At 69.6% G+C, this 20,261-nt stretch carries 22 protein-coding genes; 7 read left to right on the top strand and 15 right to left on the bottom strand.

From position 1 onward, the window contains the following. Positions 1 to 19 precede the first annotated feature (19 nt). Complete coding sequence (locus EHW97_RS03805) at positions 20 to 679, top strand: VOC family protein (RefSeq protein WP_124235830.1); 660 nt, start codon at positions 20 to 22, stop codon at positions 677 to 679. Between the two features lie 4 nt (positions 680 to 683). On the opposite strand, the gene EHW97_RS03800 is transcribed toward EHW97_RS03805, so the two are convergent. Next, the gene (locus tag EHW97_RS03800) at positions 684 to 1,346 is read right to left on the bottom strand and encodes a type 1 glutamine amidotransferase domain-containing protein (RefSeq protein ID WP_124235829.1); all 663 of its coding nucleotides are present in this window, start codon (positions 1,344 to 1,346) and stop codon (positions 684 to 686) included. A 107-nt stretch (positions 1,347 to 1,453) separates the two neighbouring features. Here EHW97_RS03800 and EHW97_RS15250 point away from each other — a divergent pair, with 107 nt between their 5' ends. From EHW97_RS15250 to EHW97_RS03790, 3 genes are read left to right on the top strand one after another with little or no spacing between them, the layout of a single operon-like run. Next, positions 1,454 to 1,627 carry a hypothetical protein gene (locus EHW97_RS15250; protein WP_166367378.1) on the top strand — a complete coding sequence of 58 codons (174 nt, stop codon included), beginning with the start codon at positions 1,454 to 1,456 and terminating at the stop codon, positions 1,625 to 1,627. 38 nt (positions 1,628 to 1,665) lie between these two features. Then, positions 1,666 to 2,493 (top strand): alpha/beta fold hydrolase, encoded by an 828-nt coding sequence (locus tag EHW97_RS03795; RefSeq protein ID WP_243696292.1) that lies wholly within the window; start codon positions 1,666 to 1,668, stop codon positions 2,491 to 2,493. Beyond that, the gene (locus EHW97_RS03790; RefSeq protein WP_124235828.1) at positions 2,490 to 3,674 is read left to right on the top strand and encodes a PP2C family protein-serine/threonine phosphatase; all 1,185 of its coding nucleotides are present in this window, start codon (positions 2,490 to 2,492) and stop codon (positions 3,672 to 3,674) included. The genes EHW97_RS03795 and EHW97_RS03790 overlap by 4 nt, the downstream gene beginning before the upstream one ends. Positions 3,675 to 3,700: 26 nt before the next feature. On the opposite strand, the gene EHW97_RS03785 is transcribed toward EHW97_RS03790, so the two are convergent. From EHW97_RS03785 to EHW97_RS03770, 4 genes are read right to left on the bottom strand one after another with little or no spacing between them, the layout of a single operon-like run. Continuing rightward, positions 3,701 to 5,200, bottom strand: a complete 1,500-nt coding sequence (locus tag EHW97_RS03785) for a multicopper oxidase family protein (RefSeq protein WP_124235827.1) — start codon at positions 5,198 to 5,200, stop codon at positions 3,701 to 3,703. A 40-nt stretch (positions 5,201 to 5,240) separates the two neighbouring features. Continuing rightward, positions 5,241 to 6,467, bottom strand: coding sequence for an MFS transporter (locus EHW97_RS03780; protein WP_166367377.1), 1,227 nt, complete (start codon positions 6,465 to 6,467; stop codon positions 5,241 to 5,243). Next, positions 6,464 to 6,985, bottom strand: coding sequence for an ArsR/SmtB family transcription factor (locus tag EHW97_RS03775; RefSeq protein WP_124235825.1), 522 nt, complete (start codon positions 6,983 to 6,985; stop codon positions 6,464 to 6,466). The genes EHW97_RS03780 and EHW97_RS03775 overlap by 4 nt, the downstream gene beginning before the upstream one ends. 36 nt (positions 6,986 to 7,021) lie before the next feature. Further along, entirely contained in the window at positions 7,022 to 7,546 is a 525-nt protein-coding gene (locus tag EHW97_RS03770) for a P-loop NTPase family protein (RefSeq protein WP_124235824.1), read from the bottom strand. A 54-nt stretch (positions 7,547 to 7,600) separates the two neighbouring features. Here EHW97_RS03770 and EHW97_RS03765 point away from each other — a divergent pair, with 54 nt between their 5' ends. Beyond that, entirely contained in the window at positions 7,601 to 8,287 is a 687-nt protein-coding gene (locus EHW97_RS03765; RefSeq protein WP_243696291.1) for a DedA family protein, read from the top strand. Between the two features lie 19 nt (positions 8,288 to 8,306). Here EHW97_RS03765 and EHW97_RS03760 read toward each other — a convergent pair whose 3' ends face one another. The 3 genes from EHW97_RS03760 to EHW97_RS03750 form a co-directional block, all read right to left on the bottom strand. Then, complete coding sequence (locus tag EHW97_RS03760) at positions 8,307 to 8,894, bottom strand: TetR/AcrR family transcriptional regulator (RefSeq protein WP_208001860.1); 588 nt, start codon at positions 8,892 to 8,894, stop codon at positions 8,307 to 8,309. 80 nt (positions 8,895 to 8,974) lie between these two features. Further along, positions 8,975 to 10,582 carry a class I adenylate-forming enzyme family protein gene (locus EHW97_RS03755; RefSeq protein WP_124235823.1) on the bottom strand — a complete coding sequence of 536 codons (1,608 nt, stop codon included), beginning with the start codon at positions 10,580 to 10,582 and terminating at the stop codon, positions 8,975 to 8,977. After that, positions 10,579 to 11,484 (bottom strand): crotonase/enoyl-CoA hydratase family protein, encoded by a 906-nt coding sequence (locus tag EHW97_RS03750; protein WP_124235822.1) that lies wholly within the window; start codon positions 11,482 to 11,484, stop codon positions 10,579 to 10,581. The genes EHW97_RS03755 and EHW97_RS03750 overlap by 4 nt, the downstream gene beginning before the upstream one ends. 144 nt (positions 11,485 to 11,628) lie before the next feature. Here EHW97_RS03750 and EHW97_RS03745 point away from each other — a divergent pair, with 144 nt between their 5' ends. Then, a complete protein-coding gene (locus tag EHW97_RS03745) occupies positions 11,629 to 13,077 on the top strand; it encodes an NAD-dependent succinate-semialdehyde dehydrogenase (RefSeq protein ID WP_124235821.1) in 1,449 nt (482 codons plus the stop codon). Between the two features lie 6 nt (positions 13,078 to 13,083). Here EHW97_RS03745 and EHW97_RS03740 read toward each other — a convergent pair whose 3' ends face one another. From EHW97_RS03740 to EHW97_RS03730, 3 genes are read right to left on the bottom strand one after another with little or no spacing between them, the layout of a single operon-like run. After that, positions 13,084 to 13,629: a dihydrofolate reductase family protein gene (locus EHW97_RS03740; protein WP_124235820.1), complete on the bottom strand. Its 546-nt coding sequence runs from the start codon at positions 13,627 to 13,629 to the stop codon at positions 13,084 to 13,086. Positions 13,630 to 13,636: 7 nt separating this feature from the next. Beyond that, positions 13,637 to 14,194, bottom strand: coding sequence for an NYN domain-containing protein (locus EHW97_RS03735; protein ID WP_124235819.1), 558 nt, complete (start codon positions 14,192 to 14,194; stop codon positions 13,637 to 13,639). A 59-nt stretch (positions 14,195 to 14,253) separates the two neighbouring features. Further along, the gene (locus tag EHW97_RS03730) at positions 14,254 to 14,733 is read right to left on the bottom strand and encodes a DUF6194 family protein (protein ID WP_124235818.1); all 480 of its coding nucleotides are present in this window, start codon (positions 14,731 to 14,733) and stop codon (positions 14,254 to 14,256) included. Between the two features lie 41 nt (positions 14,734 to 14,774). Between EHW97_RS03730 and EHW97_RS03725 the strand changes: the two genes are divergently transcribed. Beyond that, positions 14,775 to 15,542 (top strand): MerR family transcriptional regulator, encoded by a 768-nt coding sequence (locus EHW97_RS03725; RefSeq protein WP_208001858.1) that lies wholly within the window; start codon positions 14,775 to 14,777, stop codon positions 15,540 to 15,542. Here the strand turns inward: EHW97_RS03725 and EHW97_RS03720 are convergent. The 4 genes from EHW97_RS03720 to EHW97_RS03705 all read right to left on the bottom strand — a co-directional run bounded on the left by EHW97_RS03720 (position 15,514) and on the right by EHW97_RS03705 (position 20,258). Next, on the bottom strand, positions 15,514 to 17,442 hold the full coding sequence (locus EHW97_RS03720) for an ABC transporter ATP-binding protein (RefSeq protein ID WP_124235816.1): 1,929 nt from the start codon (positions 17,440 to 17,442) through the stop codon (positions 15,514 to 15,516). The genes EHW97_RS03725 and EHW97_RS03720 overlap by 29 nt on opposite strands. Further along, positions 17,439 to 17,657, bottom strand: a complete 219-nt coding sequence (locus EHW97_RS03715; RefSeq protein WP_124235815.1) for a hypothetical protein — start codon at positions 17,655 to 17,657, stop codon at positions 17,439 to 17,441. Before EHW97_RS03715 ends, EHW97_RS03720 begins: the two co-directional genes overlap by 4 nt. A 40-nt stretch (positions 17,658 to 17,697) precedes the next feature. Next, a complete protein-coding gene (locus EHW97_RS03710) occupies positions 17,698 to 18,009 on the bottom strand; it encodes a YbaY family lipoprotein (protein WP_124235814.1) in 312 nt (103 codons plus the stop codon). Between the two features lie 62 nt (positions 18,010 to 18,071). Continuing rightward, positions 18,072 to 20,258 (bottom strand): heavy metal translocating P-type ATPase, encoded by a 2,187-nt coding sequence (locus tag EHW97_RS03705; RefSeq protein ID WP_124235813.1) that lies wholly within the window; start codon positions 20,256 to 20,258, stop codon positions 18,072 to 18,074. Positions 20,259 to 20,261 lie beyond the last annotated feature (3 nt).

Genomic DNA, 20,261 nt, shown 5'->3' with positions numbered 1-20,261 from the left:
GGCGTGCGACGCTCGGACCATGGACGGAGCAGCGCTCGACCCTGCGGTCGTCGAGGAACAGGTGGACGGACGGCACTGGCGGGTGGTGGACCGTGTCCTTCACGCGCGATTCGCCACCGACGGCTTCACGACGGGATCGCGTCTGGTCGAAGCGGTGGGCGAGGCAGCCGATGCGGCCCGCCACCATCCCGACATCGATCTGCGCGCCCGCACCGTGCACGTCCGCCTCGTCTCTCGCGACGTCGGCAGGCTCACCGAGCGCGACGTCGCGCTCGCCGACGAGATCACCCGCATCGCCGACGACCTCGGACTCGAGACCGATGGCGTCGTGCCGCAGTGGATCACGATCGGCATCGACGCCATGGACGCGAACCGGCTGCGGCCCTTCTGGAAAGCGGTGCTCGCCTACGAGGACGATCCCGACGACGAGAACGACCTCGTCGACCCGGCCCGATCCGGTCCGACGGTGTGGTTCCAGCAGATGGACGAACCGCGGCCGCAGCGCAACCGGATACACCTCGACGTCTACGTCCCCGTCGACCATGCGGAGCGTCGCGTGGCCGCCGCGCTGCAGGCCGGCGGCACGCTGGTGACCGACCGGTACGCGCCCTCGTGGTGGGTGCTCGCGGACGCGGAGGGCAACGAGGTGTGCGTCTGCACCTCGCAGATCTCCGAGTGAGGACTCAGCCCCCGACGACCGCCAGCGTCTCGCGGGCGACTCCCGCGGCCGACTGCGGGTTCTGCCCCGTCACCAGTCGCCCGTCCACCACGACGTTCTCGGTGAAGTTGGGGCCAGGCACGTGCGTGGCGCCGATGCTCTCGAGCTTGTCGGCGAGGAGGAACGGCACCGCCTCGGTCAGACCGACCGCGGCCTCCTCGTCGTTGGCGAAGCCGGCGACCCGCTTCCCCGACGCGAGCGGGGTGCCGTCCTCGAGGCGGATGTTCGCGAGAGCCGCCGGACCGTGGCAGACGGCCGCGACCACACCGCCCGCGTGGTAGACCGCGCGGGCGATGTCGTCGACCGCGGGCGAGGTCGGGAAGTCCCACATCGCCCCGTGTCCGCCGACGAAGTAGACGGCGTCGTAGTCGGCGGGGTCGACGTCCGACAGCTTCGGCGTGTCGACGAGCTCGTCGGCGGTCATGGCGAGGAACTCCGTCTGGATCGGGTCGTCCTCGTCGCGGCCGTCCTGCGGCGGTTCTCCGCCCTCGATCGACGCGAGGTCGACCTGCCAGCCGGCGTCGCGGAACACCTTCCACGGGTGCGCGGCCTCGCCGACGAAGTAGCCCGTGTCGCGGACCCCGCCGAGGTCGTCATGACTGGTCATCACGAGGAGTGCGCGTGTCATGCGTCGACGCTAACTCGCGCTCTCGGACCGTGCAGGGGACCGCAACACACCTTCGCGCCTCCCCGATCTGTCGGTGGAGGCTCCTAGCCTGGAAACAGGAGGTTCTTATGGCTCACGCATTGGTCACCGTCGAGGTCTACGAGACCGCGAGTGAATCGGCACGCTGCCCGCTCTGTGAGCGGCCCGGTGCCCTGTTCGAGACGATGAACCCCGACTATCTGGGCGTGGAGTGCCACTGGTGCGACTTCGCCGACCTGGAGGAGCTCGCCGCGCTGGTCTGAGCGCCGACCACGGTGCCGTGCTCGTCTAGGGTGGGCCCGTGGACCTTCATCAGCGCCATCACCTGCGTCTCAGCGGCCGTCGCGACGGCCAGCCGATGATGTTCGCCCACGGGTTCGGCTGCGACCAGAACATGTGGCGTCATGTCGCGCCGGCCTTCGAGGACGACTTCCGGGTGGTGCTGTTCGATCACGTGGGCGCAGGCAACTCCGACTCCTCCGCGTACGACTTCGACCGTTACGCGTCGCTGAGCGCCTACGCCGAGGACATCGTCCGCATCGTCACCGAGCTCGACCTCCACGACGTCGTGTTCGTCGGGCACTCGGTCTCCGCCATGATCGGCGTGCTCGCGGAGCGGATGGTGCCCGAGCGCTTCGCCAAGCTCGTGCTCGTCGGCCCCTCGCCCCGTTACATCGACGACGAGGGGTACGTGGGCGGGTTCGCCGAGCAGGACATCCACGAACTGCTCGACTCGCTCGACAGCAACTACCTCGGGTGGTCCGCCGCCATGGCGCCCACCATCATGGGGAACCCCGATCGGCCGGCGCTGGGACAGGAGCTCACCGAGAGCTTCTGCCGCACCGACCCTGACATCGCGCGCGCGTTCGCGCGCGTCACCTTCCTGTCGGACAACCGCGCCGACCTCGCTCTGGTCCGCACCCCGACCCTCGTGCTGCAGTGCAGCAACGACGTCATCGCGCCGGTTGCGGTCGGACGCTTCGTCGCCGATCGCATCCCCGACAGCACCTTCGTCCTGCTCGACGCGACGGGGCACTGCCCCAACCTCAGCGCGCCGGAGGAGACGACGGCGGCCCTCGCGGCGTTCGTGCGGGCCGCTGAAACCGAGGGAGCGTCGATAGCCCGGTGACTCAACACGAGTTCGCTCGGGAGGCGTTCCTCGACGCCCTCCTCGACGACGATCCGGAGAAGCTCTACGACCGCGCGCCGTGCGGTTACCTCTCGACCTCTCCGGACGGGCGGATCGTCAAGGTCAATCAGACGTTCCTGACGTGGACCGGCTACGAACGCGATGAGCTGCTGCGGCGGTCGTTCGTCGAGCTGCTGACCCCTGGCGGCCGGCTCTACCACGAGACGCACTACGCGCCGATGCTGCGCTTGCAGGCCGCTGTCCGCGAGCTCGCCCTCGACGTGGTGCGCGCCGACGGGCAACGGATCCCGGTCCTGGTGAACGCCAACCTGGAGGTCGACGACGCGGGCGAACCCGTCGTGGTCCGGATCGCCCTGTTCGACGCGACCGAACGGCGCGGCTACGAACGGGAGCTGTTGCGCGCCCGCCAGCAGGCGGAGGCCTCGGAACGCCAGGCGCGCGAGCTTGCGCAGACCCTGCAGCGGACGCTTCTCCCGCCCAAGGAACCGGCCATTCCCGGGCTGGACGTCGCCGCGACCTTCCAGCCGGCGGGGGACACGCTCGAGATCGGCGGGGACTTCTACGACGTCTTCCAGGTCGCCGAGGGCGACTGGGTCGCGATCATCGGCGACGTGTGCGGCAAGGGCGTGGAGGCGGCCATCCTCACGGCACTGATCCGCGACACGCTCCGCGCGGTGGTGGTCGGCATGCACGAGCCCAGCAAGGCGCTGTCGGCACTCAACGAGGTGCTGCTGCACCACGAGACGGACCGGTTCTGCACGCTCGTGATGGTGCGGATGCAGCACGGGCCCGAGGGGTGGACGGCGGCGATCAGCAGCGGCGGGCATCCGCGCCCGCTGCTCATCGGGCCGGACCGGAACCGCGATGAGGTCGGGGGACCGGGGCCGCTGGTCGGCGTGCTCGACGCGCCCGAGTTCCGCGACGAACGGGTCGCACTGCGCGCCGGCGACGCGCTGGTGCTCTTCACCGATGGTGTCACCGAGAGCCGCGACGGCGCCGGTTTCTACGGCGACGCCCGGCTGCGCGACGTCGTAGGGCGCCCGCTCGAGTCGGCCAGGAGCGTCGTCGACGCGGTCTTCCAGGACGTCGTCACCTACTCCGGCGGCCCGACGCGCGATGACGTCGCGGTGGTCGTCCTGCGCGTCCCCGAAAAGTCCTGACCGGCGAGCCGCGGCCGCCCGGCGGGTCAGTGGTGGTGCTCGTGGCTCCCTCCGGCGAGCGGTCCGGGCGTCTCACCGGGCTCCACGACCACGAACTGCCCCATCATGCCGCTGTCCTCGTGCCGCAGGGTGTGGCAGTGGAACATGTAGGGCCATTCGGTGCTCGTGTAGTCGGTGAACCGCATGATCAGCCGCACACGCTCACCGTGCCGCAGCCAGACCGTGTCCTTCCAACCGCCGAGCCACGGCGGCGGTTCGCGTCCGTCGATGTCGAGCACCTGGAACTGCACGTCGTGGACGTGGAAGTTGTGGGACCCGCCGTCGGCGTTCGTGACCGTCCAGATCTCGGTGTCGCCGACCGTGACCACCTCGTCGATGCGGCTCATGTCCATCGGTCGTCCGTTGATGGTCGAGCCGGCCAGGCTGAAGCTGCGCTCGGTCGCGGCGTCGCTGGGGTCGAGCCGCGGTACCTCGGCGAGTTTCGCCGGAACGGCGGGGGCAGGATCGAGCTGGTCGGCTGCGCGGAACTGCATGATGTCCAACCGGTCGCGGCCGCCGGCGAAGGTCGTGCGGGTGTCACTGTTCTCACTGCGCAGCACCACGCGCTCACCCGGTGAGAACCGTACGACGACCTCGGCCCGCTCGCCGGGGGAGAGCTGAAGTGAGGTCAGCCGGACGGGGGCCGGCAGCAGACCGCCGTCGGTCGCGATGAGGTCGAACGTCCGGCCGTCGTCGAAGGTGAAGGTGAACGGGCGCGCGTTCGCGCCGTTGAGCAGGCGAAGCCGCACCGCCTCGGTCGTGACGTCGGCGTAGGGGCCGGGCGTGCCGTTGACCAGGACGGTGTCGCCGATGATCCCGGCGGATTCGAACAGCGACGTCGACAGGTCGAGCTCTCCGTCGTCGTCGAACGACTTGTCCTGCACGATCAGCGGAAGGTCGTCGACGCCGTAGTCGCGGGGGAGGTCCAGCGCCGCCTCCTCGGGATCGTCGATGAGGAACATGCCGGCGACACCGCGGTACACGTGCTCGGCGGTCGACCCGTGCAGGTGCGGGTGGTACCAGAGCGTCGCCGCCGGCTGATCGATCGTCCACGACGGCGTCCACGTCTCGCCGGGTTCCACCAGTTGGTGGGGCCCGCCGTCCATCTCCGCCGGCAGATGCATGCCGTGCCAGTGGAGCGTCGAGGTCTCGGGCAGCCGGTTCTCCACCCGGAGCTCCACTCGCTCACCGCGCTGCGCCCGCACGGTCGGGCCCAGCAGATCGCCGTTGACGCCCCACGTCGGCGTCGGGGTCCCTCGGCCGAGGTCGGTGGTCCCCGTCTGCAGGGTGAGGTCGAAGCGCCGCGTGCCGTCCTCGACGGTCGAGGCGGCGAGCGGAGGGATGGCGAGCGGACGGTCGAACTCGACCTTGCCGATGGTGTCGAGGGGCGCGGTCATCGCTGCGATGCCCGCCCACGCGCCGAAGCCGGCAGCCGTGACGAACCCGAGTCCGAGGATGCCGACGACGCCTTTGGTCCTGGTGCGCATGCCCCTACCGTTTCGCCGAAAGACCTGCGATTCCAGAGTCTTACGGGCGATCTGGGGGAGCGATCAGGGTCGCCCCGGAGCGTTGCCGTCCGGCCACGGCGACGAGGCAGGTGGTGACAGTGAGGGCGAGTGCTCCCGCGGCGAGTGCCGCCGAGGGCGAGACGGCGTCGGAGAGGGCGCCGAGCCCGATGCCGCCGGCTGCGCCGGCGCCGAGGAACGCCATCGACGTCACCGACAGCGCCGTGGCCCGGTGCGCGTCGTCGACCCGGTCGTGCACGAGCGAGTTGAAGGAGGCGCCGAATCCCAGGTGCACCGCGTAGGCGGCCCAGAAGGCGCCGACGAGGAGCGGTGGAGTCCCGGCGAGCGCCATACCCAGCAGCGCGACGGCCTGCATCGCCACGAGAGCGGTCGCGACGGAAGCGGCCGGACGATGGCGCAGAACGCGGGCGACCTCAGCCGATCCCGCGCCGCCGACCGCCCACGCGACCGCCGAGATGGGCCCCATCGCGACGCCCGCAGCGGCGGTGTCGGCGCTGAACTCGTCGAGCCGCACCGGCAGGCACATCTCGAGGGCGCTGACGCCGATCCCGCTGAACATCATGGCGATGGCGAACCACCGCAGCGCGGGCCCGGACACCAAGCCGACGCCCTCGGCGAGGGTGCGAGCCCAACCCTTCTGGTCGGGCCGATCGGTGGACGGAACCCGGTCCATCAACACGAGCGCCGCCACGATCTGCGCGAGGGTGACCACCATGGCGGCGACGTACGGCACGGCGAGCGCGACGTCCGACTCGTCGGCGACGAACACCAAGCCGCCGGAGGCCAGCGAGCCCGCGGCGATCGCGACACCCATGACCGCGCCGGCGTGGGCGAGCCCGCGGGGAACCTCGTCGGCCGCACCGCGCGCCCGTTCCGCGTCGACGAACCATGCTTCGAGCGGACCGCTGTCGAGCGCTCGGAAGACCCCCATCACCGCCCATGACGCCGCGAAGGCGAGGACGTCCTGCGCGCTGATCGCGATGACGTAGGCCGTCACGGCGACGAGTGCCGAGACGATGAGGACCTGCCGCCGCCCCCAACTGTCGCTGAGCGCGCCGCTGGGGATCTCGAGCACGAGCACCACGACGCCCTGCGCGGCAGTCACCAGACCGATCTCGGCGACCGACAGTCCGCGCGACAACGGCAGCAGCAGGGAGACCGGGATGATCAGTCCTGTGGCCAGCCAGCGCAGCGCCAGGATCGTGAGGAAGCGCGCCCGCAGGCTCACGACTCCTCCGCGGGAAGGGCCATGAGATGCACGGCGATCTCGTGGGAACCAGTGCGGTCGGCGTACCGGACGACGACCTCGTGCAGCTCGCCCATCAGCTGCTCGACGTCGGCCGGGTCCAGGCGGAGAAAATAGTCGGAGTGCTCGAACGGCCCGCCCGGGTTCTGCTCGGCGGCGGCCAACTGTCGAGCGAGGTGCTCCTGTTGCACGTTCTTGATGACGCCGACGGCGGCCCGGCCCTCCGGGGTCTCCTGCAACGCCTCGGGCAGCGACGTGACGTCGTGAGCGGCTCGCCACCGGCGTTCGCGTCCATCCCGCGAGGCGTCGTCGACGACGAATCCGTACCGCTCGAGCTGGCGGAGGTGGTAGGAGAGGGAACCGCTCGACTCGCCGATCGCGCGAGCGAGCTCGCTGGCGGTCGCCGGACCGTGCTTGCGCAACTCACCGAGCACGGTCACCCGCAAGGGATGGGCCAGGGCCTTGAGCGTTTCGAGATCACTGACGACGTGCGCGCGCATGTTTGCAAAGATAGCTTTGCAAAGAGCTCTTTGCAATCAGAGGGACGCGAGCCAGCGCTCTACGTCGCGCTGTGAGCGCAGCTGCACGAGCCGCACGCTCGGGTGAGCGGCGAGCGTCGCGGGCACCTGCTCGCGCAGCCGGTGCCGCGTGCGCCATCCCCAGCGGATCACGTGGTCGCGGTCGGTGAGGAACGTGCGCAGCGGAGGTTCGACGTTGCCGTTCCACAGTTCCTCGCGTCGCCACCGCCGCCGTAAAGTGCGGCGCACCAGTCGGCTCATCTGCTGGGGGACCGGCAGGTCGAGCCAGACGAGGAGCTCGGCCCGCTCGGCGATAAGCGGACGCGCCGCGCTGTACTGCCACTCCGTGACCCAGGAATCCTGCGCGACCATGGCGCGCACGTCGTCGAGGAACTGCGGCCGCGGCTCCCATCCGGGACCGTGGTGAAGGGCGTCGATCTCGGTGTGCGGCAGCCCGAGCAGGGCTGCGATCCGGCCGGCGAGCGTCGTCTTGCCCGCGCCGGACGTACCGGCCACCGCGATGCGGCGAGGTGCGCTGGTCATGACTCCATTCTCGGCATGGCGAGCGGCTCGGCCGCGCCCGTTATGCTCGCCGACGTGATCGCCACCCACGTACTGGCCGCGGCTTCGGACGCCACCTCCAGTCAGGACATCGACGGCCTGGCCGGATTCATGGTCGATCTCATGGAGCGCCTCGGCCTCGTGGGTGCCGCCATCGCAGTGGGCCTGGACAACCTGTTCCCGCCCATCCCCAGCGAGATCGTACTCCCGATGGCCGGGTTCGCCGCGAGCCTCGGCACCTTCTCCTTGGCCGGCGCCCTGTTCGCGACGACCGCCGGCTCGGTGATCGGCGCCTGCATCCTCTACTGGCTCGGGCGGCTGTTCGGCCGCGACCGCACCGCGTGGGTGTTCGTGCACACACCGCTGCTCAAGCTGAGCGATCTGGAGAAGACCGAGCAGTGGTTCGCCAAGCACGGCGCCAAGGCGGTGTTCTTCGGGCGGATGGTGCCGATCTTCCGCAGCCTCATCTCGTTGCCGGCAGGCGTCGAGCAGATGCGGTTCTGGCTGTTCTTCGTCCTCACCACGATCGGCAGCCTGATCTGGAACTCGATCTTCGTGCTCGCGGGCTACTCGCTCGGTGAGCAGTGGCACCGGATCGAGCCCTATGCGGACTGGTTCCAGCGGCTCGTCATCCTCGCGGTGCTCATCGTGGTGGTGTGGTTCGTGGTCTCCCGCGTGCTGGAGATCCGCCGTGATCGTCGCGAGGTCGACCCAGCCGATTGACGCCGGCACCGCTCCGTCGTCAGGCGCGCAGAGCCTCCACGCGCCGGAACCAGTCGTCGATCACGCGGTCCGCGACCGCACTGTCCGCGCGCATGTTGCGGGTCAGCTCGAGGCCGCGAACGAGCGCCATCAGTGATTCGAAGGCGAGTGATGCCGCGGCCGGATCGGCGATGCCCGCGTGTCGGGCGAACAGCTCACGCAGCGCGGCGCCGAGTCGGCGTTCTGCCGGAAGCAGCGCCTCGCGCAACTGCTCGTCGGTGCGGGACGCAGCCCAGAGCTCGAGCGCGGCCTGGAACGGCGGACCGGCCATGATCTCGCGAATCGCGTCGACCATGCGCCGCAGCGCTTCGGGGCTGTCGTCGAGGTCGGCGACCTCACGCGTGAAGGTCTCGAGCCGGATGGCGGCGATGTGGTGGATGGCGGCGACGAGGAGTTCGGACTTCGAGCCGAAGTGATGGAGCAGCGCCCCGCGCGACACCCCCGCCGCGTCCTGGATGCGCTGCGTCGTGGTGCCGGCGTACCCGTGGACGACGAGACACTCCATGGTGGCGTCGAGGAGCCGCTCGCGCGTCCGCGCGAGCTGTTCCTTGCGAGTCAGGCGGGTCACGCCGCTCACGTTACTGTCATCGCCGCCGACACCCGCGACCGCTGAGGGGCCCAGCGTGACCGGGCCCCTCAGCCGCGCGGTCACAGAGGTGCGAGGTCGCCGGCGATGATCTGATCCCTCACCCGGAACTTCTGCAGCTTCCCCATGGCGTTGGTGGGCAAGGCGTCCGCGACGTACCAGGACTTGGGCGTCTTGTGCGGTGCGAGGCGCTCGCGCACGAAGTCGTGCAGCTCCTCGCTGGTCGGTGACGGCTGCTCGGGATCCAGCTGAACCACCGCCGCCACCGATTCGCCCCACGCAGGGTCCTGGACACCGACGACGACGGCCCCGGTGACGGCCGGGTGCTGCAGCAGCTCCTCCTCGATCTCGCGCGGATAGATGTTCTCGCCTCCGCGGATGATGAGGTCCTTGATGCGGCCGGTGACGGTCACGAATCCGCGCGCATCCATCCGTCCGAGGTCGCCGGTATGCAGCCATCCCTCGGCGTCGATCGTCCGCGCGGTCTCCTCAGGCATGTCGAGATAGCCGAGCATGGTCTGGTAGCCGCGAGCGCAGATCTCGCCCTCATGGTCGATGGGCAGCGCCTCCCCGGACTGCGGATCGAGAATCGCCACGTCGACGTTCGGCAGGGGCTGGCCCGCGGTGAAGAGGTTGTCGTCGCGGGCGTCGTCGGGCCGCGTCTGACAGATGATCGGGCTCAGCTCGGTCTGTCCGTACACCGCCGTGAACGCGGCTCCGCAGAGCTCCGCCCAGCCGTCGGCGAGCGCGGGCGGCACGGCATCCCCGCCGGACATGACGACGTCCAGCGAACTCAGATCGAACTCGGCCAGCTGGGGGTGGGCGAGCATCGCGTGCAGCATCGCCGGAACGCCTGCGAGCGTCTGAACGCGATGCTCCTCGATCGAGCGCAGCACCAATGTCGGGTCGAAGACCTCGGCAAGGACGAACGTGCCCCGTTGGTAGAAGGTGCCCATCCCCGCGAGCCCGCAACCGGCGGTGTGGAACAGCGGGAGCGCGGTCCCGAAGACCGAGCCCTCGGGCGCTCCGCAGCGCCGACGCACGTAGATGGCGTTGTTCACCATGGCCGCGTGCTTGAGGACCGCGGCCTTCGGCCGCCCGGTGGTGCCGGAGGTGAACTGGATCTGGGTGGGGCTTTCCGGATCGACGGTGGGAAGTGCGCGGTGGCGAGTCGTCGATCGGATCGCGTCCAACCAGCCCTCGAGCGGCGTCGCCTCACGGACCTCCGGCGCCTCCGGCAGCACGCTCCGCACGATCGACGCCATGTCGGTGCCGCGGAAACTCTCGACGTAGAACACCCCGGCGGCATGGGAGCGCTCCAGCGCGTACTGCAGTTCGGCGCCGCGCAACGCCGGGTTCGCGGTGACGAGGACGAGGCCGGCCAGCGCGGCACCGTACTGGAGGACGATCCACTCGGGAACGTTGGGAGCCCAGACCGCGATGTGCTCGCCGGGCTCGTACCGCTCGAGCAGCCATGCGGCCGCGTGCTCGGCGTCCGCGAGCAACTCGGCGTATGACCACGTCTGCGCCGGGCGCTCGGGGGCGACCGAGATCAACGCCGTCGTGTCGGCCGCATCGGCTGCTGCGTCCCGCAGGAGCTGTCCGACGGTGAGCGGCAGGATCGGCTCGCTGGCGTCGGCCGACCACCACGACGTGGCGAGGGCGCTCATCGCGCGGCCTCCGCATCGAGCTCGCCGTTCATCGCGGCGACGTCCGCGGGATCGGGGATCGGTCCGCCGCCGTCGGGGATGAACCGGCCGGTGTCGCGCCAGCGGACGGCCGCGCCGAACCCGTGTTCCTGCGCGAAGTCGACGAACCAGCGTCCCTCGGGGGAGTGGCGGGTGATGCCGTCGAACAGGATCGCCATGTTCTGCGTGCTCTGCAGGCCCATGTTGTCGAACGCTTGGTTGATCATCATCTTCTGCATGACGAGCTGGTTGATCGGCACGCCGGCCATGCGGTCGACCAGGGCCTCGACCGCGTCATCCAGCTCGTCGGCGGGGACGGCGTCGATCACCAGTCCCCATTCCTTCGCCTGAACGCCGTCGATGGTGTCGCCGGTCAACAGCATGCGCTTGGCCCGCTCGGCGCCGAGCCGGTAGACCCACATGGCCGTGGTGGGGCAGCCCCAGACGCGGGCAGGCATGTACCCGATGCGGGCGTCCTCAGCCATGACGACCAGATCGCAGGAGAGTGCGATGTCGCTGCCCCCGGCGACGGCGTGCCCCTGGACCTTGGCGATCGTGGGCTTGGCGGACCGCCACAGGGTGAAGAAGTGATCCGTATTCGACTTCATCATGCGGAAGTCCTTGATGGGATCCCACACCTGTCCCTGATGGTCGAGGCCCTCCTCGGCGTAGACCTTGAGGTCGTAGCCGGAGCAGAACGAGCGCCCCTCTCCCTGCAGCACGATGACGCGCACCGCGTCGTCGGCGTTCGCCTCCTCCACGGCGGCGGCGATCTCCCTCGCCATCTCGGCGGTGATCGCGTTCAGGCGCTCGGGGCGGTTGAGCGTGATGTAGGCGCGATGGTCGCGCGCCTCGTAACGGACGGTCGTCCCGCTGAAAGCCATGGTGACTCCTCGATGACTCGTGATGACGACCGTCACCGTTTCACAGGCCGACTGGACTGTCAATGACGTGCACGGGGCATGGCGGCTCGCGTGTCACCCGCATGGGGACGGCGCACCGCCTGAGGGCGACCTAGAGTGGGCGGTGTGACTGCTGCACTGCCTTCCACGCCCACCCAGCTCTTCATCGCCGGGGAGTGGCGCGACGCCGAGGGCGCCGCGACGTTCCCGGTCGAGAACCCCGCCACCGGTGACGTCCTCGCTTCGGTGGCGGATGCGTCCGTCGCCGACGGCAAAGCGGCTCTCGATGCCGCGGTCGCCGCGCAACCCGACTGGGCCGCGACCGCGCCGCGCGATCGCGGCGAGATCCTGCGGCGGGCGTTCGACATCATCACCGAGCGGACGGACGAACTCGCCCTCCTCATGACGCTCGAGATGGGCAAGCCGCTGTCGGAGAGCAAGGCGGAGATCGCCTACGGTGCGGAGTTCTTCCGCTGGTTCTCCGAAGAGGCGGTGCGCATCGCCGGCCGATACTCGGTCGCGCCGAACGGCGCGACCCGGCTGCTGACGATGAAGCAGCCGGTCGGGCCCTGCCTCATGATCACGCCCTGGAACTTCCCACTCGCGATGGGCACCCGCAAGATCGGCCCGGCGGTCGCGGCCGGCTGCACGATGGTCGTCAAGCCGGCAGGGCTCACGCCGCTGACCATGCTGTGGCTCGCCGACGTCCTGGCCGAGGCAGGACTGCCCGCCGGCGTGCTCAACGTCGTCACCACGTCGAGCACGAGCAAGGTCATGGAGCCGATCATCCGCGACCCGCGGCTTCGCAAGCTCACCTTCACGGGCTCCACCGAGGTCGGTCGCAAGCTCATCGAGCAGAGCGCCGACGGCGTCTTGCGCGTCTCGATGGAGCTCGGCGGCAACGCGCCGTTCCTGGTCTTCGAGGACGCCGACCTGGACAAGGCCGTCGACGGTGCGATGCTCGCCAAGATGCGCAACGTCGGTGAGGCGTGCACGGCCGCGAACCGCTTCCTCGTCCACGAGTCGGTGGCCGACGAGTTCAGCCGTCGGCTCGCCGAGCGGATGAACGCCCTCAAGGTCGGCGACGGCACCGAGGACGGCGTCGACGTCGGGCCCCTGGTCGAGGAGAAGCAGCGCACCAAGGTCGCGAGCCTCGTCGACGACGCGAAGGCCAAGGGCGCGGAGGTGCTCGCCGGCGGTGAGGTGCCCGAGGGCACCGGATGGTTCTACCCGCCGACGGTGCTGACCGAGGTCCCGAAGGAGGCCGATCTCTGGCGCGAGGAGATCTTCGGTCCGGTCGCCCCGGTGTTCACGTTCACCGACGACGAGGAGGCCATCGCGATGGCCAACGCCACCGAGTTCGGTCTCGTCGCCTACCTTTTCTCCGAGAACCTGTCGCGCGCGATGACGGTCGCGGAGCGGCTGGAGACCGGCATGGTCGGGGTCAACCAGGGCATCGTCTCCAACCCGTCGGCACCGTTCGGCGGCGTCAAGGCCTCGGGCTTCGGCCGCGAGGGCGGCGAAGAGGGCATCGAGGAGTACCTCGAAACCAAGTACGTCGGCCTCGCGCTCTAGACCCCGCTACCGCTTCGGCACATACCGCAGCAGCACCGCGCCGGACGGGAGTTCGTCGCGATGCGCGAGGTCCAGCTCGAGCGGATGCGCCACGCCCTCGAATAGTCGGGGGCCGTGGCCGGCGACGTTCGGATGCACCAGGAACTCGTACTCGTCGATCAGACCGAGCTCGGCGAGGCGGCGGGGGAACGTCACCCCGCAGGCCAGCAGACCCTCGCCGGGTGGATCCTTGAGTCGCTGGACGGCTTCGGTGAGGTCGCCGCGCAGGAGTTCTGCATTCCAATCGACCTCGTCCAGAGTGCTCGACAGCACGTACTTCCTCGCGCGGTGCATCGTCCGGGCGAAGGGCTGCGTCCACTCGGGCATCGCCTCGGAGGCGGGAGGTCGCCACGCGTCCTGCATCATCTCGTAGGTCACGCGACCGAACAGCAGGGCGTCGGCCCGGGCGATGGTCTCCATCGCGTGCCGATGGGTGTCGAGGTCGGGAGTGACCGCGCGATGGTCGACACAGCCGTCGAGCGTGACGTTGATGAAGTAGCGCAGCGGTCGCATGGCGACGTCAGAGGAAGTCGAGCGGGTCGAACTCGTCGATCGGGATGATCCGCAGCCTCGGCAGCTCGACGTTGAACGCCTCGACGTCGTACTCGAGGTCGATCAGTTCCAGGCCGCGCTGTTTGAGGGCCGCGAACCCGCCGTTGCGGAACTCGTCGAACCCGATGACGCCGACCCGGCGCCGGCCGTGCACGAGTGTGTCGATCTGCGGCAGGAAGTCGCCGTCGTTGCTCGCCAGCATGACGTGGTCACTGCGCTGCGCGATGGCCTCGAGCGTGCGCTGGATGGCGATGTCGACGACCTTGTCGTCCGGCCCGCCCGACAGCGGCACCGGCCGGTATCCGAGCGAGGTCAGGGCCTGCACGAACGGCATCGGCAGTTCGCCGTTGACCGCGAGGAAGAACAGGCTCTTGACCGGCTGACCCCAGTGGTCCTCCGCGAACCGGATCAGCCGGTCCCAGCGCGGTCGCTCCTGCGGCTGCGGCCGGCGACCGAAGATCGACTGGCCGAGTGTCGCGTCGATGTTCTCGCCGTCGACCAGCAGATAGGTCACCTCGTCGCTCATGACTGCAGCCTAGCCCCGCGCGGACGCCTCGCGCCGCCCTCGCGTCATCGCGACCACGGTCAGACCGACCCGCTGGTGTCGCCGCGACGGCGCTCGGCGCGACGTTGCGCGGCGGCGTGCGCCTCTTGAACCAAGGCCAGCGCGATCTCGGACGTCCGGGGTCCCGAGTTGACGATCGCGACCCAGCCCTGGGCCCGATAGACCGGATGGGGAAGCAGGACGTCGACGGTGCCGAAGTCCGTCCGCGCCGAGTCGTCGCCGGGCTCTTGGCCGACGAGCTCGGTGAGCCGTGCCCGCCCGACGTGCACGTTGAGGCGCCAGCGGCCCTCCCCGTCGAGTCGCGACGCGGTGTCGTCGGGGTAGTCCTTCGTCACGATGGTCGCGAATGGTTGCTCGCGCTCCGGGAGTTCCCCATCCGGTGCGAAGTAGAAGAAGTAGTCACCCCAGGCCAGCTCCGGAAACGCGTCGACGGGTTGGGGTGCGAGTTCGAGGACGCCGTCGAGCGCACGGGCCGCGGCACGAATCTGTTCGATCGTCATACTTGAAGTGTGAGATTGAAGTATTGATGGAGGGTTGTGATGTGGCCGAGCCCGTGAGTGCAGGGCTGAGCACGGCCTCGGTCTCCGCCGAGACCGGATACTCGGTGCAACAGATCCGCGACCTCGAAGCGATCGGTGTGATCGGACCCGCCGTCCGCGCGAGCAACGGCTACCGCCGTTTCACTCAACTCCACGTCCGCGACCTGCGGGCCTACCGAGAGCTCGCCCACGCGATCGGTCCCGTACCCGCGCGTCGGGCGATGCGGGATATCCGCCGTCTCGAGCCCGATGACGCGGTAGCCCTCGTGCGTTCCTTCCATGCGCTGCTCGACGCCGAACGCGATCGGGCGCTCGCTGCGCGGAGGGCGTTGCAGGCCATCAGCGACGAAGCCGGCAACGAGGCTCCCGCCACCACGGAGGACGCGCTGACCATCACCGAGCTCGCCGCCGCCCTCGACGTGCGCCCCTCCACGCTGCGCTTCTGGGAGAAGTGCGATCTGGTCCGGCCGCACCGCGTCACGACGGCGTCGGGGTCGGCGCGGCGCTACGCGGTGGCGGTCGTGCGCGAGGCGAGGATCGTCGCGGCCCTCCGAGAAGCCGGGTACCGGATTCCCGACGTGCAGCACGCGATCGGCGCCATCCGCGAGCTCGAGGAGATCGACGCGTCGCTCGACGCTCTCGACGCCAGGATTCGCGACATCACCCAGCGCACTCTCGCGCTCCTCAAAGCCGGCGGCGTGATGGCGGAGATCATCGAGTCCGGAACGGTCGTGGCCGGAGCTAGCGCACCGGGGCCGAGCGGCGGGTGAACTGCTCGCGGTACAGCCGGGCGTAAAGCCCTTCGGCCTCCAGCAGTTCGGCGTGCGTGCCGCGCTCCACGATCACGCCGTCCTCGAGGCCGAAGATCACATCGGCATTGTGAATGGTCGAGAGCCGGTGCGCGATCGCGATCGTGGTGCGGTTGTGGGTGGCGCGGTCCAACGCTTCCTGAACGAGCCGCTCCGTCTCCGTGTCCAGGGCCGAGGTCGCCTCGTCGAGGATGAGGATCTGCGGGTCCATCAGCAGTACGCGGGCGATGGCGAGGCGCTGCTTCTCACCGCCGGAAAGGCGGTAGCCGCGCTCACCGGTGATGGTCTCGTAGCCATCGGGGAACGACAGGATGCGGTCGTGGATGTTGGCGTCGCGAGCGGCCTGTTCGATCTCCTCGGCGCTGGCGTCGGGTTTGGCGTAGGCGATGTTGTCGCGGATCGTGCCGTGGAACAGGTACGGCTCCTGGGTGACCATGCCGATCACGGCGGTCAATGACGCCTGCGTGACCTCACGGACGTCGTGGCCGTCCACCAGCACCGCCCCGCGGGTGACGTCATAGAAGCGCGGAACGAGGTAGGTCGTCGTGGTCTTGCCGGAGCCCGAGGGACCGACGATCGCCGCGAGCTGCCCGGGCTCCACCGTGAAGCTCACGCCGGCGAGAGCCCACTGTTCGTGCCGCTCGTCGTCCTCGCCGTCGACCGGACGGTCGATGCGCACGCCGCTGTCGCCGAACCGATCGCCCACCGTGTCGCCGGAGAGCCTGCGGGGTTCGGGGTAGCGGAACCACACGTCGCGGAACTCGATGCGCCCCTCGACGTCGGACAGCGGTCGGGCGTCGGGACGATCGACGATCGCGGGGGTGAGGTCGAGGTACTCGAAGATCCGCCGGAACAGCGCCAGCGACGTCTGCACGTCGAGGGTCACCCGCATGAGCGACAGCAACGGCATCTGCAGCCGCGCCTGCACGGTCGTGAAGGCGACCAGCGTCCCGGCCGTGAGGCCACCGGTCCCGCCGGCGATCATCAGGCCAGCGGCCAAATAGATCAGGGCCGGCGTGATCGCAAAGAACGTCTGCACGGTGGCGAAGAACGTGCGACCGGTCATCGCCTGCTGAACCTGCAGGCGGGTCTGCTGTCGGTTCGCCTCGCGATACCGCTGCACCTCCGCGTCCCCGCGGCTGAACACCTTCGACAGCAGGATCCCCGAGACGCTCAGCGCCTCCTCGGTGATCGCCGTCATCTCCGACAACGACTCCTGAGTCTTGCGCGCGAGCACTTGGCGCCGTCGTCCCACCTTGAGCTGCAGCCAGATGAACAACGGCATCAGGATCAGCGTGAGGATCGTCAGCTCCCACGACAGGATCACCATCGAGATGAACGCGGCGGTGACAGTGACCGAGTTCTGCAGGATCGAGGTCGCCGTGTCGGTGAGCACGGTTCGGACGCCCGCGACGTCATTCGCCAGCCGCGACTGGATCGCACCGGTCTTCGTCGCGGTGAAGAACGCCAGCTCCATCTTCTGCAGGTGCGCGAACAGGTCGCTGCGCAGGTCCGCCATCGCGGAGTTGCCGATGGTGGAAGTGAGCCAGTTCTGACCGATGCCGAGTAGCGCGGTGATGAGAGGCAGCGCACACATCGCCGCCACCAGCCAGGCCAGCAGAGTCAGGTGCGGACCGGTGTCGTCGGCGGGGAACAGAGCGTCGTCGAAGACCGCCCGGGTGAGAAAGGGCACGAGCGAGGTGAGCACTGCGGCGAGGACGACGAGCGACGCCACCGCGGCGATCTTGCCGCGGTACGGACGCAGCACGCCGGCGATCCTCCCCAGGACCGGGCCGGCGTCGACGTTACGCACCTCGGCCGGGTCGAGATGGGTGACCCGGGTGCCAGGACCGGGCCTCACGACTCACCCGTGCCCGAGTAGAGGATCTGCGGTGCCGTCACGCCATAGGCGGTCGAGTAGCCGGCGAGCTCTGCGAGCGGGCGGGTCGAGACCACGTTGCGTGGGCTGGTCTCGATACGCTCCCTCGTTCCTCGGTCGCTACTCGACCACCTAGCCGTCGCGTCGGTGGTCGCGAAGCCCGCGTTCTCAGGCGACATCTCGCGGTCACGACTCACACCACGAGCCTAGGACAGCCGTTCCACCCCAGCGCGCTGGTCAGGCCGCAGGGATCCGGCTGAGGGCGAGAACGGTGTGGTCCTCGCTGACCCGAGCGAGCTCCAACGTGCCCCACCCGTCCTTGCCGACCCGGACCAGCGCCCAGAGGAAGAGTCGATCGGGCCGCGGTACGGCCGCCGCGTCCACGGTGAGCGCGAACGACACCGGAACCTCGGTCGCCTGGAAGGCCGTCGCGGCCAGAACCTCACCGTCGGAATCAGCGAGTTTGACGGTGGCGACCGCCGCCGGATCGAAGCTCGACTCTCCCTCGATCTCGAGGGTCCCTGTGATCTCCACGACGCCCGGTTCCATGTGATGAGCCTAACCAGCGGTCAAGGGCCCGTCCCGCGATGACGGTAGCGCTGGCGTTCGGATCAGCCGAACCGGCGAAGGCGCAGCGAGTTGCTCACGACGAAGAGCGAGCTGAGCGCCATCGCTGCTCCCGCCACGAGCGGGTTGAGGAACCCGAGCGCCGCGAGCGGGATGGCGGCGACGTTGTAGGCGAACGCCCAGAACAGATTGCCCTTGATCGTCCGCAACGTCGCTCGGGCGAGCCGCACTGCGTCGACCGCGGTGGCGAGATCGCCGCGGACCAGTGTCAGGTCCGAGGCTGCCATCGCGACGTCCGTGCCCGTGCCCATCGCGACCCCGAGGTCGGCGCCGGCGAGCGCGGCGGCGTCGTTGATGCCGTCGCCCACCATCGCCACGACACGTCCCTCGCGCTGCAATGACTGCACCACGTCGAGCTTGTCGGCAGGCGTCACCTCGGCCACGACGCGGTCGATACCGACCTCCGCCGCCACCGACTCCGCCACCCGCCGGTTGTCGCCGGTCAGGAGGACCGGCTCCAAGCCCAGGCGGCGCAACTGCGCGACGGCGTCACGAGACGTCGGCTTGATCGTGTCGGCCACCGTCAGCGTCCCCAGCACCGCGCCGTCGGCGGCGACCGCCACCGTGGTGCCGACCGTGTCCGGAACGTCGATGCTGACGCCGAGCTGCTCGGCGACCCAGGCCGGCCGCCCGACGACGACGCGGCGCCCGTCCACGACCCCGCTCACGCCGAAGCCCTCGTGGTTCTCGAAGTCGACCACGGGACGCGGTGCGGCGAGCCCGGCGATGGCTTGGGCGACCGGATGCTCCGAGGCGTTTTCCACCGAGGCGGCCAGGCTGCGCAGCTGCGTCTCGTCGCCGAGCGCGTCGACGGACACGACCGTCATGGCCCCTGTGGTCACGGTGCCGGTCTTGTCGAGCACGACAGTGTCGATCCGCCGCGTCGACTCCAGGACCTGCGGGCCGCGGATGAGGATGCCCAGCTGCGCGCCCCGGCCGGTGCCGACCATCAGCGCCGTCGGCGTCGCCAGCCCGAGCGCGCACGGGCACGCGATGATGAGCACGGCGATCGCCGCCGCGAAGGCGGTCGCCGAGACTCCGGCGACCGCGAACCACACGAGCAGCGTGCCCAGCGCGAGCACGAGGACGGCCGGCACGAACCAGGCGGACACACGGTCGGCGAGCCGCTGTACGTCGGCCTTGCCCTCCTGCGCCTCCTCCACGAGTCGGGCCATCTGCGCCAGCTGGGTGTCGCCGCCGACCGCGGTCGCTTCGACGATGAGACGTCCGGACCGGTTGACGGTCGCGCCGGTGACCTGGCGTCCCGGCTCGACCTCCACCGGCACCGACTCGCCGGTCAGCATCGACTCGTCGACGGCGCTGCGACCCTCGACCACGAGGCCGTCGGTGGCGATCTTCTCGCCCGGGCGCACCACGAATCGGTCACCGACGCCGAGCAGGTCGACGTCGATCCGCTCCTCGCGTCCGTCACGCAGCACGGTCACCTGCTTGGCGCCCAGATCCATGAGGGCCCGCAGCGCAGCACTCGACCGGGCCTTGGCGTTCGCCTCGAGGTACTTGCCGGCCAGGATGAACACCGTGACGGCCGAGGCGACCTCGAGGTAGATCTCGTCCATGCCGCTGCCCTGGCTGATCCAGGTCCAGTGCATCCGCATGGCCGGGTCGCCGGCGTGACCGAACAGCATCGCCCACAGCGACCATGCGTAGGCCGCCGTGACGCCGATGCTGATGAGCGTGTCCATGGTCGCCGCGCCGTGACGGGCGTTGACCACGGCCGACCAGTGGAAGGGGTAGGCGCCCCACGCCACCACGGGAGTGGCGAGGACGAGCATCACCCATTGCCAGTAGTCGAACTGCAGCGCCGGGATCATCGACACGAGCAGGACGGGGACGGTGAGTGCGGCCGACACGATGAGCCGTCGCCGGATCGATCGCGCCGAATGCAGACCGGTGTCGTCGAGCGACGCGTCGCGGCCGGCCTTGGGATCGTGGACGACGGCGGTGTAGCCGGTCTTCTCCACGACCTGCACGAGCAGTTGCGGATCGAGCCCGGCAGTGACGTCCACGACCGCCTTCTCCGTCGCGTAGTTCACGGCGGCGTGAACACCGTCGAGCTTGTTGAGCTTCTTCTCGATCCGGGTGGCGCACGAGGCGCAGCTCATGCCGCCGATGTCGAGCCGGTACTGCTCCTGGGTGGGAGTCGTCGACATCGT

The sequence above is a fragment of the Aeromicrobium camelliae genome (genome assembly GCF_003850045.1).
Lineage (GTDB): Bacteria > Actinomycetota > Actinomycetes > Propionibacteriales > Nocardioidaceae > Aeromicrobium > Aeromicrobium camelliae.
Note: the sequence above shows the minus strand (reverse complement) of the source record. Positions and strands in the feature narration are given on the sequence as shown.